27 protein-coding genes are annotated in these 26,475 nt (G+C 34.5%); 20 read left to right on the forward strand and 7 right to left on the reverse strand.

Annotation, left to right across the window (positions count from 1 at the left end; translation table 11 throughout):
• Positions 1–120 precede the first annotated feature (120 nt).
• The 10 genes from BQ5367_RS02875 (at position 121) to BQ5367_RS02920 (ending at position 12,222) form a co-directional block, all read left to right on the forward strand.
• Positions 121–1,725 (forward strand): ABC transporter permease, encoded by a 1,605-nt coding sequence (locus tag BQ5367_RS02875; RefSeq protein ID WP_071441058.1) that lies wholly within the window; start codon positions 121–123, stop codon positions 1,723–1,725.
• A gap of 7 nt (positions 1,726–1,732) precedes the next feature.
• Complete coding sequence (locus BQ5367_RS02880; protein WP_071441059.1) at positions 1,733–2,419, forward strand: ABC transporter ATP-binding protein; 687 nt, start codon at positions 1,733–1,735, stop codon at positions 2,417–2,419.
• Between the two features lie 27 nt (positions 2,420–2,446).
• Entirely contained in the window at positions 2,447–4,003 is a 1,557-nt protein-coding gene (locus BQ5367_RS02885) for an ABC transporter permease (protein ID WP_071441060.1), read from the forward strand.
• 7 nt (positions 4,004–4,010) lie between these two features.
• Positions 4,011–4,694: an ABC transporter ATP-binding protein gene (locus BQ5367_RS02890; RefSeq protein WP_071441061.1), complete on the forward strand. Its 684-nt coding sequence runs from the start codon at positions 4,011–4,013 to the stop codon at positions 4,692–4,694.
• Positions 4,695–4,932: 238 nt separating this feature from the next.
• The gene (locus tag BQ5367_RS02895) at positions 4,933–5,778 is read left to right on the forward strand and encodes a putative manganese transporter (RefSeq protein WP_071441062.1); all 846 of its coding nucleotides are present in this window, start codon (positions 4,933–4,935) and stop codon (positions 5,776–5,778) included.
• Positions 5,775–6,329: an aminoacyl-tRNA hydrolase gene (gene pth, locus BQ5367_RS02900; RefSeq protein ID WP_071441063.1), complete on the forward strand. Its 555-nt coding sequence runs from the start codon at positions 5,775–5,777 to the stop codon at positions 6,327–6,329. Before BQ5367_RS02895 ends, pth begins: the two co-directional genes overlap by 4 nt.
• Positions 6,326–9,763 carry a transcription-repair coupling factor gene (gene mfd, locus BQ5367_RS02905; protein ID WP_071441064.1) on the forward strand — a complete coding sequence of 1,146 codons (3,438 nt, stop codon included), beginning with the start codon at positions 6,326–6,328 and terminating at the stop codon, positions 9,761–9,763. The genes pth and mfd overlap by 4 nt, the downstream gene beginning before the upstream one ends.
• A 75-nt stretch (positions 9,764–9,838) precedes the next feature.
• The gene (locus BQ5367_RS02910) at positions 9,839–10,318 is read left to right on the forward strand and encodes an AbrB/MazE/SpoVT family DNA-binding domain-containing protein (protein WP_071441065.1); all 480 of its coding nucleotides are present in this window, start codon (positions 9,839–9,841) and stop codon (positions 10,316–10,318) included.
• Between the two features lie 39 nt (positions 10,319–10,357).
• The gene (locus BQ5367_RS02915; RefSeq protein WP_071441066.1) at positions 10,358–10,624 is read left to right on the forward strand and encodes an RNA-binding S4 domain-containing protein; all 267 of its coding nucleotides are present in this window, start codon (positions 10,358–10,360) and stop codon (positions 10,622–10,624) included.
• A 194-nt stretch (positions 10,625–10,818) separates the two neighbouring features.
• Positions 10,819–12,222, forward strand: a complete 1,404-nt coding sequence (locus BQ5367_RS02920) for a uracil-xanthine permease family protein (protein WP_071441067.1) — start codon at positions 10,819–10,821, stop codon at positions 12,220–12,222.
• Between the two features lie 222 nt (positions 12,223–12,444).
• Here BQ5367_RS02920 and BQ5367_RS02925 read toward each other — a convergent pair whose 3' ends face one another.
• Positions 12,445–12,672 (reverse strand): hypothetical protein, encoded by a 228-nt coding sequence (locus tag BQ5367_RS02925; protein ID WP_071441068.1) that lies wholly within the window; start codon positions 12,670–12,672, stop codon positions 12,445–12,447.
• Positions 12,673–12,812: 140 nt separating this feature from the next.
• On the opposite strand from BQ5367_RS02925, the gene yabP reads away from it, so the two are divergent.
• The 3 genes from yabP to BQ5367_RS02940 are packed head-to-tail and all read left to right on the forward strand — an operon-like array spanning position 12,813 to position 13,793.
• On the forward strand, positions 12,813–13,097 hold the full coding sequence (yabP, locus tag BQ5367_RS02930; protein WP_071441069.1) for a sporulation protein YabP: 285 nt from the start codon (positions 12,813–12,815) through the stop codon (positions 13,095–13,097).
• Positions 13,094–13,528: a spore cortex biosynthesis protein YabQ gene (yabQ, locus tag BQ5367_RS02935; protein ID WP_071441070.1), complete on the forward strand. Its 435-nt coding sequence runs from the start codon at positions 13,094–13,096 to the stop codon at positions 13,526–13,528. Before yabP ends, yabQ begins: the two co-directional genes overlap by 4 nt.
• The gene (locus tag BQ5367_RS02940) at positions 13,515–13,793 is read left to right on the forward strand and encodes a septum formation initiator family protein (RefSeq protein ID WP_161940464.1); all 279 of its coding nucleotides are present in this window, start codon (positions 13,515–13,517) and stop codon (positions 13,791–13,793) included. Before yabQ ends, BQ5367_RS02940 begins: the two co-directional genes overlap by 14 nt.
• A gap of 49 nt (positions 13,794–13,842) precedes the next feature.
• Here the strand turns inward: BQ5367_RS02940 and BQ5367_RS02945 are convergent, their stop codons facing one another.
• Positions 13,843–14,850 (reverse strand): HNH endonuclease, encoded by a 1,008-nt coding sequence (locus BQ5367_RS02945; protein ID WP_071441072.1) that lies wholly within the window; start codon positions 14,848–14,850, stop codon positions 13,843–13,845.
• 117 nt (positions 14,851–14,967) lie between these two features.
• Here BQ5367_RS02945 and BQ5367_RS02950 point away from each other — a divergent pair, with 117 nt between their 5' ends.
• The 5 genes from BQ5367_RS02950 to BQ5367_RS02970 all read left to right on the forward strand — a co-directional run bounded on the left by BQ5367_RS02950 (position 14,968) and on the right by BQ5367_RS02970 (position 18,205).
• Positions 14,968–15,651 carry an AT hook domain-containing protein gene (locus BQ5367_RS02950; protein ID WP_071441073.1) on the forward strand — a complete coding sequence of 228 codons (684 nt, stop codon included), beginning with the start codon at positions 14,968–14,970 and terminating at the stop codon, positions 15,649–15,651.
• A gap of 61 nt (positions 15,652–15,712) precedes the next feature.
• Positions 15,713–16,141 (forward strand): ASCH domain-containing protein, encoded by a 429-nt coding sequence (locus BQ5367_RS02955; RefSeq protein WP_071441074.1) that lies wholly within the window; start codon positions 15,713–15,715, stop codon positions 16,139–16,141.
• A gap of 8 nt (positions 16,142–16,149) precedes the next feature.
• On the forward strand, positions 16,150–16,716 hold the full coding sequence (locus tag BQ5367_RS02960) for an HD domain-containing protein (protein WP_071441075.1): 567 nt from the start codon (positions 16,150–16,152) through the stop codon (positions 16,714–16,716).
• Positions 16,713–17,747 (forward strand): threonine aldolase family protein, encoded by a 1,035-nt coding sequence (locus BQ5367_RS02965; RefSeq protein ID WP_071441076.1) that lies wholly within the window; start codon positions 16,713–16,715, stop codon positions 17,745–17,747. The genes BQ5367_RS02960 and BQ5367_RS02965 overlap by 4 nt, the downstream gene beginning before the upstream one ends.
• Entirely contained in the window at positions 17,741–18,205 is a 465-nt protein-coding gene (locus tag BQ5367_RS02970) for a GNAT family N-acetyltransferase (RefSeq protein WP_071441077.1), read from the forward strand. The genes BQ5367_RS02965 and BQ5367_RS02970 overlap by 7 nt, the downstream gene beginning before the upstream one ends.
• Positions 18,206–18,229: 24 nt before the next feature.
• On the opposite strand, the gene BQ5367_RS02975 is transcribed toward BQ5367_RS02970, so the two are convergent.
• From BQ5367_RS02975 to asnB, 4 genes are all read right to left on the reverse strand, one after another.
• Positions 18,230–18,664: a DMT family transporter gene (locus BQ5367_RS02975; protein WP_071441078.1), complete on the reverse strand. Its 435-nt coding sequence runs from the start codon at positions 18,662–18,664 to the stop codon at positions 18,230–18,232.
• A 1-nt stretch (position 18,665) separates the two neighbouring features.
• Positions 18,666–19,091 (reverse strand): DMT family transporter, encoded by a 426-nt coding sequence (locus BQ5367_RS02980; protein ID WP_071441079.1) that lies wholly within the window; start codon positions 19,089–19,091, stop codon positions 18,666–18,668.
• A 72-nt stretch (positions 19,092–19,163) separates the two neighbouring features.
• On the reverse strand, positions 19,164–19,343 hold the full coding sequence (locus tag BQ5367_RS02985) for a hypothetical protein (RefSeq protein ID WP_071441080.1): 180 nt from the start codon (positions 19,341–19,343) through the stop codon (positions 19,164–19,166).
• A 37-nt stretch (positions 19,344–19,380) separates the two neighbouring features.
• Positions 19,381–21,183 carry an asparagine synthase (glutamine-hydrolyzing) gene (asnB, locus tag BQ5367_RS02990; protein ID WP_071441081.1) on the reverse strand — a complete coding sequence of 601 codons (1,803 nt, stop codon included), beginning with the start codon at positions 21,181–21,183 and terminating at the stop codon, positions 19,381–19,383.
• A gap of 134 nt (positions 21,184–21,317) precedes the next feature.
• Between asnB and gpmI the strand changes: the two genes are divergently transcribed.
• Positions 21,318–22,889, forward strand: coding sequence for a 2,3-bisphosphoglycerate-independent phosphoglycerate mutase (gpmI, locus tag BQ5367_RS02995; RefSeq protein ID WP_071441082.1), 1,572 nt, complete (start codon positions 21,318–21,320; stop codon positions 22,887–22,889).
• 176 nt (positions 22,890–23,065) lie between these two features.
• Here the strand turns inward: gpmI and BQ5367_RS03000 are convergent, their stop codons facing one another.
• Complete coding sequence (locus BQ5367_RS03000) at positions 23,066–24,802, reverse strand: IS1634 family transposase (protein ID WP_071441083.1); 1,737 nt, start codon at positions 24,800–24,802, stop codon at positions 23,066–23,068.
• 287 nt (positions 24,803–25,089) lie between these two features.
• On the opposite strand from BQ5367_RS03000, the gene BQ5367_RS03005 reads away from it, so the two are divergent.
• Positions 25,090–25,983 carry an alpha/beta hydrolase gene (locus BQ5367_RS03005; RefSeq protein WP_071441084.1) on the forward strand — a complete coding sequence of 298 codons (894 nt, stop codon included), beginning with the start codon at positions 25,090–25,092 and terminating at the stop codon, positions 25,981–25,983.
• The last annotated feature ends 492 nt before the right edge of the window (positions 25,984–26,475 follow it).

Raw genomic sequence — 26,475 nt, forward strand, 5'->3', positions numbered from 1 at the left:
TCTTCTTTTAAGTTTATATATTGACATTAAAATAATGTTTGTTAAGAAAATATTTACATGATATAATGAAAGCGTAAACAATAAAGAGTTAAAGCTATAATTAGGGGAGGAGGGAAGGATATGAATTTTTTTAAAAGAGGGGTTCTTAGTATAATTCGAAAACCTTCTAAATCATTACTGTTGTTTATGATTGTGTTTTTGCTTGGGAATTTAGTATGTGGATCACAAGCGATCATGCAAGCGACAGTTTCGGTGAAAAATGATATTAAACAACAATTAGGGGCTTTGATCACGATTCACGCTAATAGTGAAATGAATGAGGATTTGGTGGATTATATTACATTTGGAGATAATAAAATAGATAGTAAACTATTAAAAGTAGTTGATGTTTTTGAGGAAGTAAGTAATCGTGATGAAGTTCAGTATAGTGATTATATGTATCGGTATAATGAGTATGAATCACGTGAAATATTTAATCCTGCATATGATAATATTAGTGTTGTTGAAGATATCGATCCTCTTACAAATTTATCGATCATGGGTGTAAGTCAGTCATATTTTGGAGATATTAAATATGGAAGAATATCTATAGTAGAAGGAAGATCTTTTAGTGAAGAAGAAATCGCTTCTCAGAAAAAGGTTATTATATTGAATGAAGCGTTTAAAGGAGTAAATGATACTTGTGAATATGTTTCATATGAGTATTTAGAGGAATATGGTGAAAGTTATTATGTTTGTAACAGAGATGAAAGGGATTTAGAAATTGGTGATAAAGTAACACTTGTTAGGCAGTTACGATCAACTAATGATGATTTATGGATGGGATTTGGGAACTATGATGTATATTATGAAGATCAAGTGGAATATGAGATCATAGGATTTTATAAAGAACTTACAGAATACAGGGATAATAGCTTTAGTCCATCGTATATAGATATTAATGGCAGTCCAGCGATGAGTTATACTTCTTTAATGGATGGTGATGCCTATATACCTGTCAGTTCAATGATGGAAGATATCAATGAATTTCAAATATATGATGATCAGTATCGTTCAGAAAATAGTGAAATTTTAAAAACAAATAATTTATCATTAAGTTCATTATCAATTGAATTAAATGATCCGGAAATGCTTGATGAATTTATGAAGTCGGTAGAGTCTTTATTTTCAAGAAATGGCTTATATAATCTTGAATATTATACTTCTAGGGATACTTATAATTTAGTTGCGGGTCCAATTGAAAGTTTATCAACGATTTCAAATATCGTTTTAATTGTTTCTGTAATTGTGTCTATCATCATTTTAACGCTTGTTATTGTATTATTTCTTAAAGATAGAAAACATGAGATTGGTATTTATGTATCATTAGGAGAAGTAAAATGGAAGATGATCACACAGATCGTTCTTGAGGTGTTTGTTGTGGCAATACTTGCTGTTAGTTTATCGTTATTAAGTGGGATAAAATTGGGAAAGGTTATATCTGATGAGGTTTTAAAATCAGCAATGATTAAAGAGGAAGAAGTTGTTGATAGTCAATTGGAGAAAATTGGTTCTGTGAATCGTGAAAATCTTCAGATGGAAGATGTAACAAGTAAAGTAACGTTTACAATGGATGTGAATTATATCATAAGTGTATATGGAACAAGTCTGATCGTTATTGTATTATCTTCAGCTATACCAATTATGTATATTTTAAGAATGGATCCTAAGAAAATATTGATGTGAGGTAAATATGAATATACTGGAAACAAAAGACTTATATTTTACATATCCTGATGGAGATGCACGAAAGGTGATCCTGAATGATGTGAATGTATCCTTTGAGAAGGGGAAGTTCTATACGATATTAGGGGCCAGCGGATCAGGAAAAACGACTTTTCTTTCTTTTATAGCCGCATTAGATAAACCTGAAAAAGGAGAGATTCTGTATGAGGGGAAAAGTCTGTCGGAAATAGGCTATGAGAAGTATCGAAGAAACAATGCAGGCATCGTATTTCAAAGCTATAATTTGATTCCATATATGAATGCCGTAGAGAATGTGATGGTAGCGATGTCGATCACAGACAATGAGATGGAAAAGGATATGAAGGGACAGGCGTTAAGGATCCTGGAGAGCGTAGGAATCGATGGGAGCAAGGCGACAAGAAGGATCAACCGGTTAAGCGGCGGAGAGCAGCAGCGGGTAGCGATTGCAAGAGCGATCTCAACGAATGTGGAAGTGGTTCTGGCAGATGAGCCGACCGGGAATCTGGATGCGAAGACGAGCGAAACGATCATCGAGATCTTTAAAGAGCTGGCACATAAACAGAACAAGTGTGTGATCATGGTTACACACTCAGAGAAGATTGCAAATCAGAGTGATGTGATCTTGAAGCTGAATACGGATAATCAGAATTTTGAGATCACAGGTAAAGAATAAATCATAATATGGGAAGATGGTGTTAGTATGAATTATTTAAAAAGAATGTTTTGTAGTATAAAAAGGTGCAAATTTAAGACCTTATTATTCTTTTTAATTGTTTTTTTGCTAGGGAATTTTATATCTGCATCTATCGCAATCAATCAAGCGACTGATTCGATCAAAAGTGATATTCGTACAGAATTAGGTGCTACTATTGTTTTAAGTGCTGGAGAAGAAGTTGTGGATACTTATTTAGATTTTTTATTAGAGGGAAATTTTCAGGATGAAGAACATTTTGAATATGATAAAAGTATTATTGAAGTGTTTAATCGTTTTGAGGAAAATGAAAATGTAAGTTATATGGATTCTGTTATATATACCGCAATTTATTCAAAAGATATAAGAGAATCATTGATTGAAGAAAATGATAGCAGAGAATTTGAACCTTTAAAAATGTATAGTTTAATAGGGGAAAATGAGGCAGATTTCAAGGAGTTGAGGGAAAATAAAATCATATTGGTTTCTGGCAGGACCTTTACTGAAGAGGAAATGGCTTCAGGAGAAAAAGTAATTATTATTAGTGATGAGTTTAATCATATTACATCTCATTGTGCAAGTATTACAGATGTGAAAGATGACTATGGAGAAGTATATAAATATGTATGTCAGCATGAAGGAGAATCGCTGGAAGTAGGGGATACAGTTCGTTTTACTAGAAAAATCAGTCTATTAGATGATCTAACTGAAACGATTGAAGAAGAGGTGGAATATGAAATAATAGGAATTTATAAAAATATTGATGAATTTGACAAAATAGGTTTTGAAGTCAGAGATCAAAGTTTGGTAAATAATATATATACACCTTATAAAACAGTAGAAAATGAAGTGAAAGAATATATTTCATTTGTGAAGGATTTTAAAGAAGAACATCCTGAAGAAGAATATTTTGAAGATTTATCGTATTATGGGATAAAATCTTTATCAATGAAGTTATCAGAGCCAGAAGAAGTTGAATATTTGGCTGAGGAAATGAATAAAGCATATGAACAGCAAGGTATCAAAGGGATCATAGTTAATGCGTCTTCTGATACATATAATGCAGTTGCAGGTCCGCTAGAGAGTTTATCAACGATTGCAAAGATGATTTTATTTTTATCTTTGGTTGTAAGCTTTATCATATTATCTCTCATTGTTTCTCTATTCTTAAAAGACAGACGTAAAGAGATAGGGTTATATTCCGCTTTAGGTGAGAAAAAGTGGAAAATCTTGCTTCAATTGATATTAGAAGTATATCTTGTAGGAATCCTGGCAATTTCTCTCTCTTTATTTACGGGCAGTAAACTTGGTGAAGCGATGTCTCAAGAAATCTTAAAGACACAAATAGAGAAAAACAGAGAAATTACTGAAGAAAAATTAGCTCAATTAGATATCGTCAATGAAAACTTAATTGATTTAAACACAATTGAAAAAGAATATAAAATTGAAATAAATGCAGAATATATCGTTGGAATATACGTTACAGGAACATTAGTACTTATTATTTCAGGCTTTTTACCAATATGGAATACATTAAGAAAGGATCCTAAGAAAATATTGATGTGAGGTAAATATGAATATACTGGAAACAAAAGACTTATATTTTACATATCCTGATGGAGATGCACGAAAGGTGATCCTGAATGATGTGAATGTATCCTTTGAGAAGGGGAAGTTCTATACGATATTAGGGGCCAGCGGATCAGGAAAGACGACCTTTCTCTCTTTGATAGCGGCACTCGACAAGGCAGAAAGAGGAGAGATCCTGTATGAGGGGAAAAGTCTATCAGAAATAGGCTATGAGAAGTATCGAAGAAACAATGCAGGCATCGTATTTCAAAGCTATAATTTGATTCCATATATGAATGCCGTAGAGAATGTGATGGTAGCGATGTCGATCACAGACAATGAGATGGAAAAGGATATGAAGGGACAGGCTTTAAGGATCCTGGAGAGCGTAGGAATCGATGGGAGCAAGGCGACAAGAAGGATCAACCGGTTAAGCGGCGGAGAGCAGCAGCGGGTAGCGATCGCAAGAGCGATCTCAACGAATGTGGAAGTGGTTCTGGCAGATGAGCCGACCGGGAATCTGGATGCGAAGACGAGCGAAACGATCATCGAGATCTTTAAAGAACTGGCCCATAAACAGAACAAGTGTGTAATCATGGTTACACACTCAGAGAAGATTGCGAATCAGAGTGATGTGATTTTGAAGCTGAATACGGATAATCAGAATTTTGAAATCGTAGAAATGTAGGGAGTATCTGATATACTGGGAGAGCTATGAAATATTCAAGATTACAGGATTTATTAAGAAGAAAGAAAAGTAATGAGATTATTAAATGGTTTTTTTTGGTGGTTGTAGTTTTTATTTTATTAGCGTTAATATTTTAATGTAAGAAAAGCTAGATTTTAGCTTTTCTTTTCTTATTTTAAGAATATAATTTGAATTCGTCGAAAAAACGATTATAATATAAGGACAGTCGGAGGAAATTATGGTAGATGTTCTGTTAGATGCACTTATTGATACATTAAAGATAGTACCGTTTTTATATTTGTCTTATCTTGTGCTTGATTTTATTGAAAAGAAGTCTTCTGTGTATAAGTTGAACTTTTTATTTTTGAAGCATTTGGGACCTTTGTTTGGTGCGTTATTGGGTTGTATTCCACAGTGTGGCTTTAGTGTGATTGCTGCTAGTTTATATGCACAAAATGGTATTAGTGCTGGTACACTGGTAGCTTGTTTTATATCAACGAGTGATGAAGCTCTGCCTATGTTTCTTTCAAATCCAAGTGAATATCGTCAATTAGGTTTATTTTTGATTTGTAAGATCGTGATTGCTTTGATTGCAGGTTATCTGATTGATTTTGTGATACATAAGCAGGTGAATGAAGAAGATGATTTTGAGATTGAAGTAGAGGGTTTGTGTGACTGTTCATCGAATAGTTTTGTGAATGCTTTGAATAAGACAGCCAAGACGATCTTCTTTATCTTTTTGATTAATTTGGTTTTAGGAATCATTATTCACTTTATTGGTGAAGATCGATTAAGTGCTTTGTTGGCTGTACATCCTTATTTACAGCCGGTGATTGCGACGATCGTAGGTTTTATTCCAAATTGTGCTATTTCGATCTTACTGGTTCAGTTGTATATGCTTGATGCTTTGACATTTGGAAGTATGATTGCTGGATTGTGCAGTGGTGCCGGGGTAGGTATGGCCGTACTGTTTAAGAATAATAAAAATATGAAAGAGAACTGGCTGATCGTTTTATATATTGGTATCGTTGCACTTATAAGCGGAGTATTGATTGACTTGTTTTTGAAAGGGGTGATAGGATGAAATTGATCGTGGGGCTTGGAAATCCTGGAAAGGAATATGAGAAAACACGGCATAATGCAGGCTTTATGTGTATTGATAAGGTTGCGGCAGCATGTAATTTGCGTTTTGATACAAAAAAGTTTAAGGCTGAATTAGCAACGGGTTTTGTGAATGGTGAAAAGGTTATTTTGATGAAACCACAGACTTATATGAATCTTTCGGGAGAAGCTGTAGGAGCTTGTGTACGTTTTTATAATATTCCTATTGAGGATATTTGTGTTTTGGTAGATGATCTGGATCTGCCTATCGGAAAGATTCGTTTACGTATGAAGGGCAGCAGTGGTGGACAGAATGGTTTAAAAAATATCATTGCTCATTTAGGAACACAGGAATTTAAGCGTATACGTATTGGCATAGGAAACAATAAACTGATTGATACGAAGGATTATGTACTTGGAAAGATATCGAAAGAGGATCAGACGCTTTTTGAAGATGCTTTACAAAGAGCGAGTCATGCGGCAGTAGATTTTATATCGAAACCGTTTGAGCGAGTTATGGGAGAATACAATTGAAACGGATATTAGAAAAGCTGGCTCATAATCCTGCAGTTGAAGTCTTGCTTCGTGATGGTAATGAGATTGGAAACCTCAATCCCATTGAAGAAGCCTTACTGATTGCTGCTACTTATGAACAGAAGAAAAAAAGAATGCTGATCGTAAAAAGCAATCAATATACAGCACAAAAACTGATGGATCGACTGATCCCCCTTACCTCAGCGAAAGTGCTGCTTTTCAGCGTGGAGGATTCCTTACGTGTTGAAGCCATTGCTTCTTCTCCGGAAAGTAAAGCCGTTCAATTGGAAACGATGAATGCGATGTTAGAAGGGGAAGCAGATATCGTGATCACACATGCAGCCGGGCTCATTCGTTATTTACCAAGTGTTGATTTTTTTCAACAATGTTCTCTTCATCTGAAAGTCAATCAGACAATATCTATGGAAGAGCTGAAAGAACGTCTCTTTTATGCAGGTTATGAATTGGTAGCCAGAGTGGATCAGCCATTGACCTATGCACATCGAGGAGGGATCATCGATGTCTTTTCTATGAATCAAAATGATCCTATACGTATTGAGTTTTTTGATAATGAAATTGAAAGTATTCGTTATTTTGATATTACGACACAGCGTACGATCTCACTTGTTGATGAAATTAAAATCATACCTGCCAGTGATTTATTATTTAGTGATGATGATATTGCTCAGATCGTTTCTAGCGGAAATGAAAAATTAGAAAAGGCAAAAAGAGATCATAGTGATTTGATTAATCAAACATTAGATGAAACGATCAATGCTGATTTTGATGGTTTGATGAATCATGTCAAAGAGAATCATTATTATCGTTATTATGCTTTGTGTTCTCATGAAACAACGATCAAAGATTATTTTGATGCGACCATTTATTTAAGTAGCATTGATGATGTAGAAGAAAAGATCAAACGTATTCAGGAAGAAACAATTGCCTATATACAAGAATTAGTTAAAGAGGGCAGAGCGTTACCGATCTATTCTTTATTTGCTTCACTTCAAAAGGCATTGGGTTCAAAGAAGGTCGTTGAATTTCAGTCATTTGTAGATATGCACAGACATATCATCAGTGGTATCCAGCAGTTAGATATGGCCGATCTTTCTTTAGAATTAAAGCTTAAAAAGATCATTGAAGAAGCTAAAGAAAATACGGTGCTTTTATGTTTGAATGAAACAGAAAGTGCCTTAGTCAGTGAAACTTTAAAAAACATGCATGAGAAAGCCGGTTTCCTTGATGAAAAGGATTCTTTGAAACAAGGCTTATTTATTGTCAAAAAAGAATTATATGAAGGCTTTTCGTGTACTCATGAACATGTGATCGTCTATTCTTCAAAAGAATTATTTAACGAACGCAGGATCATTGGGCGACATACGAATAAATTTAATAAAGCACAGGCCCTTACAAGTTATGAACAGCTGCAGAAGGGTGATTATGTCGTTCATCAGCAGCATGGTATCGGTATGTATAATGGTATCGTAACCCGTGAATTTAATGGATTACATAAAGATTATCTGCAAATCATCTTCCGTAATGATGATGTATTGTTTGTTCCTTTGGAACAGTTTCGATTAGTACGTAAATTCATTTCAAAAGAAGGAGCTACACCGAAGCTGAATAAATTAGGAAGCAAGGAATGGCAGAATACGAAAAAGAAGATCAGTGAGGATATCAAAGAACTAGCTCAACGCTTAGTAGCTTTATATTCATTGCGTGAAGAAAATATTGGTTTTGCTTTTTCAAAAGATAATGAAGATCAGCAGCGTTTTGAAGATGAATTCGAATACGAGCTAACAGATGATCAGAAACAAGCCGTTGCAGAGATGAAAAAGGATATGGAATCGAGCAAACCAATGGATCGATTATTATGTGGAGATGTTGGTTTTGGGAAAACAGAGGTAGCTATTCGTGGTGCATATAAGGCAGTAAGCGATCAAAAGCAGGTAGCCTTTCTATGTCCAACCACGATCTTAAGCCAACAGCATTACAAAGTGTTCAAGCATCGTTTTCAAAATGAAGCTGTCAATATTGAAGTACTGAATCGTTTTGTCACTCCTAAGGAGCAGACTCGTATTCTTAGAGATCTAAAAGAAGGTAAAGTAGATATATTGATTGGAACACATCGTATCTTAAGTAAAGATGTCGTCTTTAAAGATCTGGGCTTTTTGATCATTGATGAGGAACAGCGTTTTGGTGTTCAGCATAAGGAAAGAATCAAAGAATTAAAAAGTAGTATCGATGTTCTTTCTTTATCTGCAACGCCTATTCCACGTACGCTTCAAATGTCACTGATTGGGGTGCGTGGTTTGTCACAGTTAGAAACACCGCCAAAAAACCGTCAAAGCGTTCAAACATATGTGCTTGAAAAGAATCCACGAATGATCAATGAAATCATTCAACGTGAATTAGCTCGAGATGGACAGGTTTTCTATCTTTACAACAATGTAAACAATATCTATTCTGTCGCAAGTAAGATTCGTAAGGATCTGGATGTAGAAGTAGGTGTCGTACATGGACAAATGGATAAAGAATCAATTGAAGATGTTATGGTTCGCTTTGTTAACAATGAGTTTAAAGTATTAGTATGTACTACGATCATTGAAACAGGAATTGACATTCCCAATGCCAATACGATCATTATTGAAAATGCCGATACTTTTGGTCTGAGTCAGCTTTATCAGATCAAAGGACGTGTTGGAAGAAGCGATCGTCTTGCCTATGCTTACCTCTTTTATAAACCAAATAAACAGCTGAGTGAAGTTGCGCAAAAACGTTTGAAAGCAATCAAAGAATTTGCGACATTAGGAAGCGGATATAAAATTGCTATGCGTGACTTAACGATTCGTGGTGCCGGAGATATGTTAGGTGACAAACAGGCAGGATTTATTGATACAGTGGGCATGGATATGTATATCGAAATGCTTAATGAAGCAATCAATGAAGAAAAGGGTATTAAGAAAGAAGAACCTAAACAGATCATTAAGACCAATGTATCGGTAGATGCCTATATTCCAAAACATTTTAGTGATGAAGATTATGAAAAGATTACTTTCTATCAGAATATTGATAAGATTCAGACTAAAGAAGAATTATTGACTATGATGGAAGAAACCAAAGATAATTTTGGTAAATTACCAAAAGAAGTTCAATACTTATTTGAAAAGAGAAGATTGGATATCTTAGTAAGTGAAGAAGGCGTAGAATCATTTAAAGAATATCCAAAAGAAGTCGAATTGATCTTTACAAAGCAATATTCTGATCAAATGGATGGTGTAAAACTCTTTGAGATCATTACCTCAATTTCCAGGGAAATAGTTGTTCGTTATAGTAATTCTAAGATGAAATTTAAAATACCAAAGAGAAATCAATGGCTTGAAACGGTGATTGAAGTTATCGAAAGAAGCAAAGAAGCACTTAAAGCATAATTCATCTTACATTTTGTATAGAATTACCCAATCTGCCGATACTACTAGCATGACATCAGTTATGGAGGCATGAAGATGAAAGCGACAGGTATCGTAAGAAGACTGGATGATTTGGGAAGACTTGTTATTCCAAAAGAGATAAGAAAGCAATATCATTTAAAAGAAGGGGATTCAATTGAATTTTATATTGAAAATGAAAAAATCATATTAGAAAAATATGATACATTAAGTTCTAAAGAAAATGACATTTTAAAGATATGTGAAACACTCCAGGAGATTTATAAAACAAAAGTATATTTTATTCATCACTCGGCATTAGGTATAGAAGAAGACGTGAACTCAAAATTCATCAATAAATGCCAGGTATATCGTATTACTTCATTTAAAAATGAAAAAATATTTGTAAGTGATGTCAATGAAGTAAATGGTGTCATTTATCCTATTGTCATAGAAGGATATTGGCAGGGAAGCTTTGTTATTGTTTCCGGCAACCAGACAGATTTTCCTAAAGTAGAAGCTTTTACAGCCTTTTTATCTATCAAATATCAATTGTAATTTTATTTATAAACTGATAAACTTATCTAGAGGTGAATTATGCGTTTAGATAAATATCTGAAAGTTGCAAGAATATCAAAAAGGCGTGCGATTGGTAAAGAGTTGGCAGACAATCAGCGTGTACTGATCAATGGCCGCATTGCGAAACCAAGCAGTGAAGTTAAAGAAAATGATATTCTAACGATATACTTTGGACAAAAAGAATTAACGATTCGTGTCTTAATGCTGGCAAAACAGGTAAGTAAGCAACAGGCAAATCTAATGTTTGAAGTCATTGAAGAGAAGAAAAGAGAAGAGGATGCTTAAAAGCATCTTTTCTTATGTAAGAAAAAAGATAAAATAATTCTAGAATTTTATTTAAAAATATGATATTATCGAAAAAATGAATTCTGTGTTTATGGGGGATTTTGTGTAAAAATGAGGCGTAGAGTTATATCTAAGCCAATTTAGAGAGCAAAAATACTTATTGGGCATGGGTTCAAAGAAAGGAGACATCTTTGATGCGAAAAGAAAAAGTTTTTGCTTCAGAAGGCTATCTGCCTGATGAGACACCTACACTTGGGAAATTGATACTTTATGCAATCCAGCAAGTGATTGTCATGTTCCCGGCTACTGTGACTGTAGCTTTGGTAACTGGTTTTCAGGTATCAACTACCATATTTGCCAGCGGGCTTGCGACACTATTTTTCATTGTTATTACAGGAAAAAAGATTCCACTTTATTATGGTTCAAGCTTTGCTTATCTGACAGCTATATCTAGCATGTGTGCTGCTGAAGGTTTTGTGAAGGTTGATGGCATTCTTCCTACAGAAGCTATCCAGTATGCTCAGTTTGGTATTATTCTTTCTGGTCTTGTTTCGATTGCGGCAGGTTTACTCGTTCGTTTCTTTGGCAGTAAAGCAGTAGAAAAAATTTTACCGGCTTCAGTTACAGGACCTGTTGCTATGATCATCGGCTTAACATTAGCAGGAAATGCATTGAGTGACGCTATTCCAAATGTAGAAACAGCTACGATTGAAAGTAATCTTTGGATTGTTGTAGCTTTGGTAACCTTGGTTTCTACGATTCTTTATTCCAAATATTTAAAAGGCTTTTTAGGACAATTACCATTATTGCTTGGCGCATTAACCGGATGTCTGTTTGCCGCTGCCTGTTATCTGGTTGCAGATGTAAATCTCTTTAGAGAAATGCCGGCCGCAGCTTTAGAAGCTTCTATTTGGAAACTTGGAGATGGTTCTCTCTTTGCTGTTCCTGCTTTTTCTTTGCCAAAAGTTTCATGGACAGCAGTAGCAGCCATCATGCCAATTGCAATCGCAACGATACCAGAATCAACTGCCCATATGTATCAATTAGATATTTATGTAAACAATGTGGCAAAACGCAAGGGAGTTAATAAGAAATATCATCTTATCGATCTATTAGATCGCAATTTGATTGGTGATGGTATCTGTGACATGATTTCAGGGGTAGTCGGCGGACCTGCAGGAACAAATTATGGTGAGAATATTTCGACGATGGCAATTACCAAAGTTTTCTCTACTTCAGTATTAGTTGTTGCGGCAATTTTTGCGATGGTCATTAGTTTCTTTACTCCACTTATTCAAGTGATTTATGGGATACCATTAGCGGTGATCGGCGGACTTGAAATTTATTTGTTTGGAGCTATTGCAGCTCAAGGAATTGCGATCATGATAGAGAAGAAAGTTGATATGTTTTCTTCAAAAAATATTGCTGTCATTGCGGCAATTATGGTCATCGGTATTGGTGGAAACTATGCTTTTGGTGGTAATATTCCATTCTTTGGTATCCAGATTCCATGTATTGCTGGAGCAGCTATCTTTGGTATCTTGCTGAATTTACTATTAAGTATTGGTGAGAAGAAACAAAGCGAAAGTCAATCCTAAAAGTACTTTTATTAGATAGCTATAGAATACATATTAGAAAAAGATGACAAATATAAAACCAAATTTATATTTGCCATCTTTTATTTTTATCTTACTTTTTTTCTAATTTTTCAGCATTCTATCTAAAATGACCAGCAATCGATAAACTAATATAAATTGCACTAACAAGATTTGCGGTTGTAAACAGATCGATATTTTTATTATCTAATTTATATAGCACTTTTATGTTATTGTGAAAAGCGTTCCTATGATTAAGACAACCCATGCTCCTGATAAAATAGCAATTAACATATAGATGTTTTTATATTGGGATTGACTAAATCTAAAATTTATAATAGCTAAAGCACAAACGATTATAGCACAAATACAATTCCAAGGTATTGTTGAATAAAATAAAACACTTAAACCTATTAAAATCACTAGTATTAAATCAATGACTCTTTTTTTCATAATGAACCTCCTTGTATTATAATGGTAAATATAGAAAGTGCTTCAGTCTTAATTACAATAATATTATATCATATATATATTTATAAATTCATGTTCTGATTTTAATTTATCTTCATATAATGAACAAAAAGGAGTGAGCCATGGAAAATGCACTGAAGTTTGAAACAAATCCTTATCACAATTTTATTTGTAAAGAAAGAAAACTTCTTGAATTATCAGGAGTGAAAAATGTTGAACGCTTTGATGAAAATGAGTTTGTACTAGAAACAACATTAGGCTGGATGTGTGTAAAAGGAAGTGAATTATCTTTAAATAAGCTGGATACAGAGCATGGTGATGTCATCATCAAAGGAAATATTGATGCCATTGAATATACAACAGCACATAAAAATAAAGAATCAGTGTTTGCTAGAATTTTTAAATGAATTTGTATGAGCAGATGATTTCTCTTGGTTATCATCTGATTGCAGGAACTCTTGGAGGATTTTTATTTAGTTTTTTATCTTTATGTAGTGTTTCTTTTACTTCTTTTTTTAAAAGCCTGCTTTATGTTTTCTTTTCAATGATTAGTACTGTAGTATTTTATTATGGTTTATATTGTATTAATGGCGGTATGACACATTTTTATTTAATGGTAGTGTTTATGTGGGGAATTTATCTTTATTATCATTTTTTTTATGAACTTCTTTTACCCCTATTTTATTATATAAAAAAGGTATTGCGACCACTTAAGAAAAAACTTGGTTTTGCGAAAAGGAAATTTTATGTTATAATAAAACAGCAAAGGGAAAAAAGAAGGAGGTTGAAACTAAAGAATGAGCAACTCAAAAAGAAACGTAAAAATGAGAAAGTTTAATTATCATTTAAAAAGTATCTTGTTAATTGCTTGTTCCTTCTGGTTCATTTTCAATGTTGTTAATGAATTAGCGACAACAAAGAAAATTAAAGATGAAATCGGCGAAGCAGAAACACTTTCAGCCCAGATCGATGAAGAAACAGCGAGTCTGGAGGAACAGAAAGAAATGCTTCAGGATCCCAACTATGCAATGAATTATGCAAGAGGAAAACTTCTGATTTCTCAGGATGGCGAACAGATTTTCGCATTGGATGACGGAGAATAAAAATTATAAAGAGAATGATAAAATAAGACACCTTAGGTGTCTTGTTTTATTATCTGATCAGTTTATATATATGATGACGATGATAATCTAAAAACATTTTTCGTGATTCATTCATATGAATCTTGTCTAATATGAAATTATCTTTCAATTGATAGATTTCTTTTTTATCTTGAAGTTCATCACAAATGATCATTTTTCCATGATCATCAAAGCTGATATAACCTTGATCAAAAAGATAATCATGATTGCGACAAAGCAGAAGTCCATTGTTTGAATCCATGGCTTCAATCAAATATCCGCAGTCACGGAAAGGTTTGATATGGGAAGCAATCAGCATATGTGGCAAAGCAGCCTGACAGATGCAGCAGGCATGATGAAACTCATTAAATAGACAGTCTTTGAAAAAAACCTGCAAATCTTTAGAACAATCCCGATCAATAGGAACCCCTTTTTGGGGAAAGATATTTAACATATCTTTTAGATGTCGATAATTGACAATGGGTACTTTTTCATTGCGATATTGTAATTTTTGATGACTATATAAATCATGAGTATAGTGAGTTTTTAAACAATCAGAACAATTTAATCCTTTTTCAGTATCTTCTATGATCCAGTTATATTCATGAAGCCATTTAGGTTCAAAGAAGCGAATATTATCGATTTTTTTCATCAAAAGAGTATCTAAGACGATAGGACGGAATTCTTCTTCTATAAAGCGTAAGGATAAAGGCTGATTTAAATTGGTTTTAAAATAGGAGAGAGTTTCATTTCTTTGAATCAATGTTTCGAATATAGATAAAGCTTCTAGTTTTGAATCATGTGAACTTTTGGCGAAAATATAAAGAGGCTGTGAAAGATCAAAGCCATTTTCCAATATATTAAGATTTCCCGAATCAACAAGAAAACTCAATAAATGATTAAATTCTTTCTTAGTAAGCATTAAATCTTTCTCATTGATATAAGAGATAAAGGTCTCATAAACAGTATCACGAGTAAGCAGATCACTTTCTATTTTATCGAAAATATGTAAATATTTCTTAAATTGTGATTTTTTCATAGGTACCTCTTACATTATTATATACAAAAATCAAAAAAAATTAAAGAAGCACCATAATGTGCGTGTTTTCGACAAACGAAAAGTCTTACAATGTTTTTATTGAAGGAGGGATTTTCTATGAAAGGTCCAGGAATTAAAGATTACTTAAATGCAATTGAAACTAAAAAAGAAGAAGCAAAAAAAGCAGGACTGCATGAGATTGAAATTTCCAGCAAAGCATTGCACCAGGAAATATCACCCAATCATGCGACAATGCCAACATGCTGTCAGGCAATGTATAAGCTGACACTGGAAGGTGATGAGATCATTAAAACACCTAAGGGAACAACAGGGTATGGCTCACATTTAATTATACGATTCAATGTTGATGATTTAGATCGGGCTCAACGTTTTCCTAATAAGAAAAGAGGAAGACCATCTAAAACTTATGAGGAAAAATTAGCGTCTAAGAAAGCGAAAATGAAGCGTAATACGGAAGATTTAAATAATCTATTAAAGATATGGCTGGATGAAAATGGATATACATTCAGCGAAGAAAAGAATGAACTGGTAGCATCTAATGGTGAAAGAAAATGGATCATTCAAGTTCAAGGCGTAAAACGGGGAAGAAAGCAGACATTGCCAAATAAGATTAGTGAGCTGATTACCCGTATTGATGATGGCGAAACTTATTATTCAATTGCCTTTAATGATACAAATCTTACTCGTAGACAGTGGAATGAAATCAGCAAGGTAGTGAAGGATCAGTTGAAATTAAGTGTCTTATTAGCAGATAAACAAGGTAAGATATTAGAGATTTAATAGAGTCTGAAAAGGACTCTTTTTATGTGATATAATACATATAAAAAGGAAGGATGAAGGTATGAAAGCAGAAGAAATGTGGAATAAATATTGTAAAGATCCTAGCATTTCATATGATACATGGAGCTTTGGAGGAGATCCGGACCATCTGGCAAAACTTGTAGCTGAGGGAATTAAAACAGCAACTTGCAGTGCGTATGTCTTTTATGAATTGGAGGATGAAAAACTTCCTGAAGAAGGAGAGTATAGTGTTATCTTAGATTCACAAGATGAAGCTGTGTGTATCATCAAAACAACACGGGTTTACATTGAATCTTATCATAATATTAGTGAACAGCATGCTTATAAAGAAGGAGAAGGAAAAAGAACTTTAGAAGAATGGCGTAAAATTCATGAGAAATTCTTTACGGAAGAATTAAAAAGTGTTAATCTTGAATTTAATGAAGATATGAAACTTGTATGTGAAGAATTTGAAGTAGTATATCAATAGGAGAGAGCATGGAAATCAGTGAATTTTTAAACTTTATGCATATGGCAGAAAACTTAAAACAGGTGACCCGTCATAGCTGGACAAGCAAAGGTCGTCATGAAGATGTTGCGGCACATAGCTGGCGTGTGGCATTGATGGCTATGATGGTAAGTGATGAATTTAAGGAATTAGATATGAATCGGGTAATCAAGATGTGTCTGGTTCATGATTTAGGAGAGAGCATTACAAGTGATATTCCTTCTTTTGAAAAGACAGATAAAGATGAAGCAGTTGAAGTAGAGGCACAAAATCAGCTCATAAATTGTGTGAGTGGTGAGTTTCATGAAGAATTGAAAGCCTTATTTCATGAAATCAATGAAATGAAAACAAAGGAAGCGAAGCTTTATAAATGCTTAGATAAACTAGAAGCTTTGATCCAGCATAATGAAGCGAGTCTTGATACATGGCTTGATTTAGAAAGAGAGCTTCAATTGACTTACGGTATTGAAGAATGTGAAACTTTTGAATATACTAAAAAATTAAGAGAAAGAGTGAAACAGGACTCAATGGATAAAATGAAGGAGGAAGGAAAATGATTCATTTTGAGTGTGATTACACAGAAGGAGCTCATCCAAATATTATCAAACGTTTAACAGAAACGAATATGATGCAGACATGCGGTTATGGTGAAGATGAGATCTGTGAAAACGCCCGTAATAAAATAAAAAAGGCAATCGGAAATCAAAAAGCTGATGTACACTTTTTAGTAGGGGGTACACAGGCCAATCTGACAGTCATTGATGCGGTTTTACGACCATATCAGGGTGTATTGAGTGCAGTGAGTGGTCATATCAACGTTCATGAAACAGGAGCTGTGGAAGCTTGCGGTCATAAGGTTTTGGCACTTGATAGTGAAGATGGTACGATTCATGCAGAACAGGTTAGAGAATATATGGAACGTCATCTTCATGATTCTTCTCGTGAACATACAGTACAGCCGGGAATGGTTTACATTTCATTTCCTACAGAGAATGGTACTTTGTATACAAAAAAACAATTAAAAGAGTTATATAAGGTTTGTTCTCACTATCATTTGCCGTTATTTATTGATGGGGCACGTTTAGGTTATGGATTGATGAGCCCTGAAAATGACTGTACTTTAAAAGATATTGCGAAATATAGTGATGTTTTCTATATTGGCGGTACAAAAGTAGGCGCTTTATTTGGGGAAGCCGTAGTAATTATAAATAATAATCTAAAGAAAGATTTCAGGTATATGATCAAACAAAAAGGCGGTATGCTAGCAAAAGGAAGACTTTTAGGTATCCAGTTTGATGAACTTTTCGAAAATAATTTGTACTTTGATATTTCTAAGCATGCGATCGATCTGGCAATGAAGATTAAACAGGCTTGTATGGAGAATCATATTGAACTGGCTTATGAATCATTTACGAATCAGCAGTTTGTATTATTGAATGATGAGCAGGTAAAGAAACTAGAAGAGAAATTTGTCGTATCTCATATTGAAAGAAAAGGCGACATGAATGTAATTCGCCTTTGCACAAGCTGGGCAACGACAAAAGAAAATGTTGATTTGCTGATAGAAAAATTAAAGGAATTATGCTGATCTGTGTAAAACCGAAATTTGATGAGTTAAGCTATCGTCAGAAATGGCTGACTGATGAAAAAACAATGGCTTATAATCAAAAATGGGGAGGAACGATTCCTTTTCCCAAAGAAAAATGGGAATCGTGGTATGAGCGCTGGATTATAAATCCTGATAGAAAATTCTATGCTTATTTATATTCTGAAGAAGAGAAAGATTATGTAGGGGAAATCAGTTATCATTATGATGAAAGTTATGATGAGATGATTGCTTCGGTGATTATTGATGATGCCTATCGTCATCATGGTTATGGAAAAGCAGGATTACGTCTGTTGTGTGATCAAGCGAGCAAGATGGGTTATCGATCGATTTGTGATGATATTGCGATTGATAATCCTTCGGTATCGATGTTTTTAAAAGAGGGCTTTTATGAAGTCTTTAGAAATGATAGTATCATCATGGTTAGGAAAGAATTATAATAAAAGATGCGTGCGCATCTTTTATTATGTCAGTGATACTTTTCGATCCCAAATAACTCCAATCGTCATAATGACAATACCGATAACTTTTATAAATGAGAAAGAATATCCAAATGCAAGATCTAATAGAAATGAAGCAATCAATTGTCCAATCAAAATAATGATGGCTGATTGAAAGAGATTCATTTTATTCAATGATGTAATATTTAAAAAGAAGGCAATGACCCCGAATACTCCACCCAAATAAAGCCAGAAAGGAGCTTGTGTTAACTGTGTCATACCTGTTTTTGCTTCCGGATAAGCTAAAACGACACATAAAGATGCGATACTACCTATAAGATAATTCATTAAACAGCCGCTATTATTTCCAAGATGTTTGGTTGCCTGAAAGTTAACAGTACGGTTTATTACATTAAGACAGCCAAGAAGCAAAGCTAATAGTATATAGAATATTTCCATGTTAACCTCCAAAATTAATAAGTAAGATACCAAAGATGATAAGTAATAAAGCAGGAACTCTTTTCACGTTGAAAGAATTTTGAACAACACCAAAAAGACCAAAATGATCTAATAGAATGGAAAGAAAGATTTGTCCTGCAATTGAAAGACAGGTGGTCAGCACATTACCGATATGAGAAATCGCCAGTGAAGTAAAGCTGACAAGCAATAATCCACATAAGCCGCCACTATAGATATAGATAGGCATAGGACCTAATCGTATTTTTTCTTTTTTAATGACTTTGATATAAAGAATCATCAGGATAGCACCAATAAGATGTACAAGAAAACTGGTACCATAAATACCGATGACAGTGCTTAACTGTCCATTGAAGCTTTGCATACAAGCTAAAAGAACCCCTGAAAGGAATACTAAAAAGTATTTCATAATTATCACCGCTCCTTATTATATAGGGTTTTATACAGATTGCAATGAAAAAAGGAGCGAATGCTCCTTCATTTATTTAAGATTGTTTTCTTGCTCAGAAAGCTTTTTTCCATAAGAAGCAAGCATATATGTTAGAAAGCTTCCTCCTAAAAGATATCCGCTGATTCTTGCAGCTTTTACAGTTTTTCTTGCAGTCTTATTTTTCATCACTTTCTTTTTAGCGATTCTTATCGCTTGTTTCTTTATGTCCATGGTCATCACCCATGTTCATTATACACGTTTTTCTGACTTATTGAATCTGAATTTTATACTTTTTTATCCAATAGTTAATTTGTAAGAGATAAGCAATCGTCTGTGGTGTTGTCATGAGCTGACCATACCATGGTATGCTGCTTTCTTCATCACAAAGCTTTAATATTTCTTCTTTATTAAAAATTTTCCATAATGGTTCATCCACTTTAGAAATTTTAATAAGCTCCTGACGTAAAATTCTTAGATATTCAGGATGATGGGTTTTAGGAAAAGGGCTTTTCTTACGTTCACTGATCTCTTTAGGTAAAAGATTTTTCATGGCTTCTCTTAAAAGTCCTTTTTCTTTTTGGTTATGATTTTTATATTCCCAAGGAATCGAATAGACATAATTTAAGATACGGGTATCACAGAAAGGAACACGTGCTTCAAGTCCGCTAGCCATGCTCATGCGATCTTTTCTATCTAATAGTGTCTGCATGAACCAGTGAATGTTGAGATAGGTCATTTGCTGGATGGCAAGATCTTCTGTAGAAGCATTTTTAAGAAGTGGTGCTTTTTGAATTGAATTGTGATAAAGTGAGCCAACATAGTGATGATAGTCGATTTGATATTGATTTAAAAGGAGGGAATGACGATATTCAAGATTTTGAGTCCATGGAAAGTAAGAAAGGTTTTGATCTTGAAACCAAGGATAACCTCCAAAAATTTCATCAGCACACTCACCAGATAAGACAACATCGACATGCTTTTTAACTTCTTCACAGAAACATAAAAGGGCTGTATCTACATCTGCCATGCCTGGTAGATCTCTGGCATCCACGGCTTTATAGAGGGCATTGATCAAATCAGAGCTTTTCAGCTTGATTTTTGTGTGTTTGGTTTCAAATGTACTGACCATCAAGTCGATATAAGGAATATCACTGGTTGGCTGAAAATGATTTGGAATAAAATAAAGATCATTTTCTTCAAACTCTAATGAGAACGTTGATAGCTGTTTTCCTTCTTTTTTATAATGGTTGGCTGCAACAGCACAAATGATAGAGGAATCAAGACCTCCGGATAAGAATGCGCCAATTTTCACATCACTAACTAATTGTCTTTCAATGGAATCAAAGACAAGAGATCTTACTTTTTCAACAGTTTCTTCATAACTATCAATATGTGGCTCTGCTTTTAATTCGAAATAAGAATGTATTTGAAAAGAAGAGGATGAATATGTCGCATATTCACCGCCTTTGATCTCATAAATATTCTTAAAAACACCATTGCCGCTAATTCTTCCAGGACCAAGATAGGCAATTTGATGAATAGAATGTTCATCAATGATCGGTTTTACAAGCGGATAGGTCAGTAATGTTTTGATTTCACTGGCAAAAACCAATATTTGATTTACAAATGTATAAAATAAAGGTTTAACGCCCATAGGATCTCGTGCTAGAAATAAACATTTGTCTTTTGAGTTATAAATGGCAAAGGCAAAAATACCGTTGATCATATGAAGACAGTTTTCCTTATAATAAATATAAGCATTTAGAATGACTTCTGTATCACAGGATGTATGAAAAACAATACCCTTTTCTTCTAAATCACAACGTAATTCTTCTGTATTGTAACACTCTCCGTTATAAATGATCGTATAGTCGCCGATATGCATCGGCTGTAAACCTTTTTCCACATCAACGATTGCTAGACGGGTATGCATCAAAGCAATGTGATCTTCTAAATAAAGTCCATCACTGGTAGGACCACGGTGTTTCATTGATTGGATCATGTCTTTAAAAATAATTTTTTGGTTTTCAAGATGATGATTTTCATCTAGGATTCCAGCTATACCACACATAATTTCACTCCTTTTTCAATCAAGTGTATTCAATTCAAATATGAATTATGAAAAAATGTGAAAAAAATAGTAAATCAGGTGCTAATTTTTAAAAAAAGTGATATATTATGTAAAGGAAATATGGAGGAGAATATATGTCAAAAAGACCTGTAGTTTTAGTTGTAATGGATGGCGTTGGTTTAAGTGACAACAAGCTTGGAAATGCTGTTGCAAATGCTTATACGCCTAACTTAGATGAATTAATGAATACTTGTCCGTATACAGCCATCAAGGCTCACGGATTAGCTGTCGGCTTACCAAGCGATGGCGATATGGGTAACTCAGAAGTAGGACATAACGCATTAGGATGCGGTCAGATCTATTCTCAGGGTGCCAAATTGGTAAATGAATCTATTGAAACAAAGGATATCTTTGAAACAGATACATGGAAACAGTTGATCAATAAATGTAAGGATCATGGTAAGATGCATTTCATCGGTTTGCTTTCAGATGGTAATGTGCATTCCCATATCAACCATTTAAAGGCTTTGATCGAAAGAGCAAAGGAAGATGGTGTAAAAGAAGTAAGAGTCCATGCTCTTTTAGATGGACGTGATGTTCCGGAAACAAGTGCCTTAACTTATGTTGATGATATTGAAAATTTCATGAATGGCTTGAATGATGATCACTTCCATGCATGTATTGCTAGTGGTGGTGGACGTATGAAGATCACGATGGACCGTTATATGGCAAACTGGGGCATGGTAGAAGCCGGCTGGAAGACACACGTATTAGGTGAAGGAAGACAGTTTGCAAGCACTACTGAGGCTATTGAAACTTATCGTAAGGAATTAGGTGTGATCGATCAGGATCTTCCGGCATTTGTCATTGCGAAAGATGGCAAGCCGGTTGGAACGATCGAAGATGGTGACAGTGTCGTATTATATAACTTCAGAGGCGACCGTGCTCAGGAAATTTCTTTAGCATTCGATGAAGAAAACTTTGATAAATTTGATCGTGTAAGAAAACCAGATGTTATGTATGCAGGTATGCTGCAGTATGATGGTGATTTGAAGATCCCTAACAACTTCCTTGTTTATCCACCAAAGATCAAGCATACGATGAGTGAATTTATGGTGAAACATGGAATCAGATCTTATGCAATCAGTGAAACACAGAAATATGGTCATGTGACTTATTTCTGGAATGGAAATAACTCTCAGAAATTCTCAGAAGAACTGGAAGACTGGGTAGAAGTAAAGAGCGATGTTGTGCCATTTGAAGAAAGACCTTGGATGAAGAGTGCAGAAATTACAGATCAGCTGGTAGAAGCTATTGAATCCGGCAAATATGATTTCTTGCGTACAAACTTCCCAAATGGTGATATGGTAGGACATACAGGTAACTATGAAGCAACTGTGATCGGTGTAGAGAGCGTTGATTTAAATCTTGCTCGTATCAAGAAAGCCGTAGATAAGGTGAATGGTATTTTGATCGTTACAGCTGACCATGGAAACGCTGATGAAATGTATGAAAAGCCAAAGAAAGAAGGAGCTCCTTTAAAGGCAAAGACATCTCACACTTTAAACAAAGTTCCATTTATCATTTATGGTGCTGATGTAGAAATCGCAGAGGGTGACTTTGGATTAGCGAATGTCGCTAGTACAGTTGCGAAACTGTTAGGTCTTGAACCAGATGAACACTGGTTACCGGCAATTATTAAATAACGAGAAAAAGAGGTGTGAAACCTCTTTTTCTTTATACAGGGCTTTTTTAAATATTGAACAAAGATAAATATGTTATAATATCCCATCTTTGACAGTTAAAAAGTAAGAAACCTCAAGAAAACACCGAGATTAAGGGTTATTCCTGAGGTTTTGGTTTTGTAAAGATATGTAGTATTTTATTGCTTTTCCTTACTTTTTTTAATGATGCTTCTCATCTTTGATTTCTTGATGATCTCTGTATCAGTTCTGAATCCGAATACTTCGTGTAATTTATCCGTTAATTCTGTTCTTGTGTATGTCGGAATATATCCATATTCTTCTAGCCTACATACTTCCATCTTCTTCAGTGTGCTGATGATCTGTTCGGCTGTATATTCTTTTTCCAGCCTGATCTCCAGTAATCGAAAGATCATCAGTGCAATGAAACAGATCAGAAAGTGTGCTTTGATTCTGTCTTCTCTACGCAAATATACAGGTCTTGCATCGAATTCTGTTTTCATGATCCTGAAACATTCTTCAATCTGCCATCTGCGCTTATTAATGTTTATGATCTGTGCTGCATCTCCTTCTATATCGGTTACCACTGCATAGAAACCATCATACATAGTTTCTTTGTCTATCATGTCTTTATCGAGTTCATATATTTCTTTATCTGCTACCTCGCCATATTCCGTAACTGATGTCTTCTTCACAAAGCGAGCAGGATCGTTCGGATTCCTTCTCTCCTTCTTCAATTTATCTCCACTTTCGATCAGCTTCTTTGCTCGTTCTAATTGCTGCTCTCTGATCTTTTTCTGATAAGCTCTGTATTTTGGCGAATAGGTAACGATCATGGTTTCTGACAGTTTTTTTGATTCGATCGGCACTTCTTTATAGTAGATGGTTTCGTATACTTCAGGATTCGTCTCATCCAGAGCAGAAATATCGATCCATTCGTTACTTCCCGGCTTTCTGAACTGTTTTGGATCTAAGGCAGTTTCCCGGTATTCCTGTTTCAGCTTTTTCAGTGACTGGGTAACTACATAGCCTCTTCCGCCCATGTCATTGAAGAGCCTGTTGTCCTGAGAAGCGAGTCCGGAATCTGAACAGAAAATGAATTCAGAGCATTCGAAATCACGGATGACCTTCTGTTCGAGAGGTTTTAGAGTTTTCTGTTCATTCTGACTGCCTGGATAAATATCAAAAGCAAGAGGAATACCGTCTGCATCCATAAAGAGTCCCATTCCAACGATAGGATTAGGTCTATGTTCTTTGCTCTTGCCATATTTCCTCAATTCATCGGATTCTTCAATTTCAAAATAATAGTTAGTACAGTCATAATAAAGAATCTTCGTATTTCTGCTGTGTACGAAATGACTATTGCGATAGAGTTCGGACTGGATATAATCAGACTCGCCTGCAAGGACAGAAAGAGAACGATACATGTGATGAAGATCATACTCAGGCTGTTCCAGAAGAGTCTGTGCAAAAGAATAAGTGCTCTTCTTGCTGGCAGGATAAAGGATACGGGCATAGACCATATCAAGCAGGATATCCTGAAAAGGATATTCATAATCATGGCGATTCCTGATATTCCGGCAAATATTATCGAAACGCAGATCAGAGCATAGCGACTGAAGGAAGAGATAGCCGCAGTTGAAATTTCTTTGCTCGTTTAATTTGATCTGCATATTAGGATGAAAAGGGATAGAAATGGTTTCGTTTTCTTTTTTATAGGAATCGGTAGCAAGTTTAGCCTGCTGTTTCGCCCAGGCAATGACCTTATCCCTGTCATTATCATGAAGAGGGAGCAATTGATCCATGGAACCAAGCTTTTTAAAGATTTTAGAAGTACTTTTTCCATTCCTATCACGGAAAGAATGGATAATATAAACCTGTTCTGCATTTGTAGATTTACTGATACTGACACGCATAAAATATCACCAGATATATTATAACACAGAATACCACAAAATACTACATATAAAAACATAAAAATTGACAAAATTTCATTAAAAAAAGCTTATTTTAAGCCTTATATTAAATATCATTAATTTGATAAGGTGTTAAACTCCCGGAACACTGGTTACCGGCAATTATTAAATAACGAGAAAAAGAGGTGTGAAACCTCTTTTTCTTTATACAGGGCTTTCTTAAATATTGAACAAAGATAAATATGTTATAATATTTTGTAGAAAAAATATAAATAGAGGAGAATGTTATGATTCAAAAAAAGTATGAAATCAAAGACAGCGCTTATTTAACAGCCTATCTTCATGAATCAAATGATAATAGACCTGCCATTGTTGTCATTCCTGGTGGTGCCTACATGCTTGTAGGAACTAATGAAGGAGAACCGGTAGCAGAGGCCTTTTATGCGAACGACTTTCAGGCTTTTGTCTTTTCTTATTCAACGATTACTTCTGATTTGATGAAAAAGAATCCGGATTGGACATATGAAGAAGCAATTGATGAAGGAGAAAAACTTATTTATGATTGTGATCGTGTTTCTTCAAATTATCCTAACTCGCTTATTGAATTGGCTATGGCTTTGAAAATGATCGTTGATCATGCGGATGAGTTACATGTCGATGTTTCTAAAATCGCAACGATTGGTTTTTCCGCTGGAGGGCATTTGAGTGCAGTCTATGGAAACTGGTGGAATGAGGAGTGGCTATTGAAAAAAGCGGGATTATCAAAAGGCATTCGACCTTGGTTTCAGGTCGTATGTTACGGTGTAACAAAACTTGATGAGGAATATCTCATATGGCTGAAAAAGAATCAGCCTGGTTTAGTCAAGATGTATAAGGCATTTTATAATACCATCGATCCTAATAAAGAGATGATGGATGAGTGGAGTCCTGTGAATACGGTGAATGAGAATACACCCCCTACTTTTATCTGGCATACGACAAAAGATGAACTGGTTCCAATTGGGCAATCACTTGTTTACGCAAAGATGCTTCAAGATAAAAATATTCCATGGGAAGCTCATTTTTATGAACAAGGCAGTCATGCTTTATCATTGGCACGTGAGTGTACAGGAACAAGAGAATGTCATGTCCAGACATGGTTTATGTTGCTGATGGAATGGGTTAAATATTATCGTAAATAAGGGGATTTATTTATTCATGTTAAACTATGCATCAGCTATATGAATAACCTACATGAATCATAGCAATTACCTACCCTTCTTTTTATAAGACTATCTACTCTACTTCTTCAAGCATGATAATACCTGAATGATTCATGAAATCAGAATAATTAAATGTTTAGTCTTCGATGAAGTTTACGCTCCTCTTTTCTTCATACAAATCCATGATTATTTTTGATTGCATTCTTTTGTTTTATCAGGAGAGTTAGATATTTCAGTCAAAAGTATATCTGATAATAAAAGATTTTTATTACGAAAATATGGTAACGATACCTAATTTTCGGTGTTAGGAGCTTCCAATCAGCTTTTTTTCTTCCTGACAACGAAAAAAAAGTTCAAGAAGAAAGGCCTTTATTAAGTATTAATGATTCGTTTAAGAAAATTGTAATTGTAGGTAATTATATTAAATTAAAACGTGATGATAAAGGTATAACCACTATGAGTATCAGAGAA

Origin of the sequence: Traorella massiliensis (genome assembly GCF_900104665.1) — a bacterium.
Taxonomy (GTDB): domain Bacteria; phylum Bacillota_I; class Bacilli_A; order Erysipelotrichales; family Erysipelotrichaceae; genus Traorella; species Traorella massiliensis.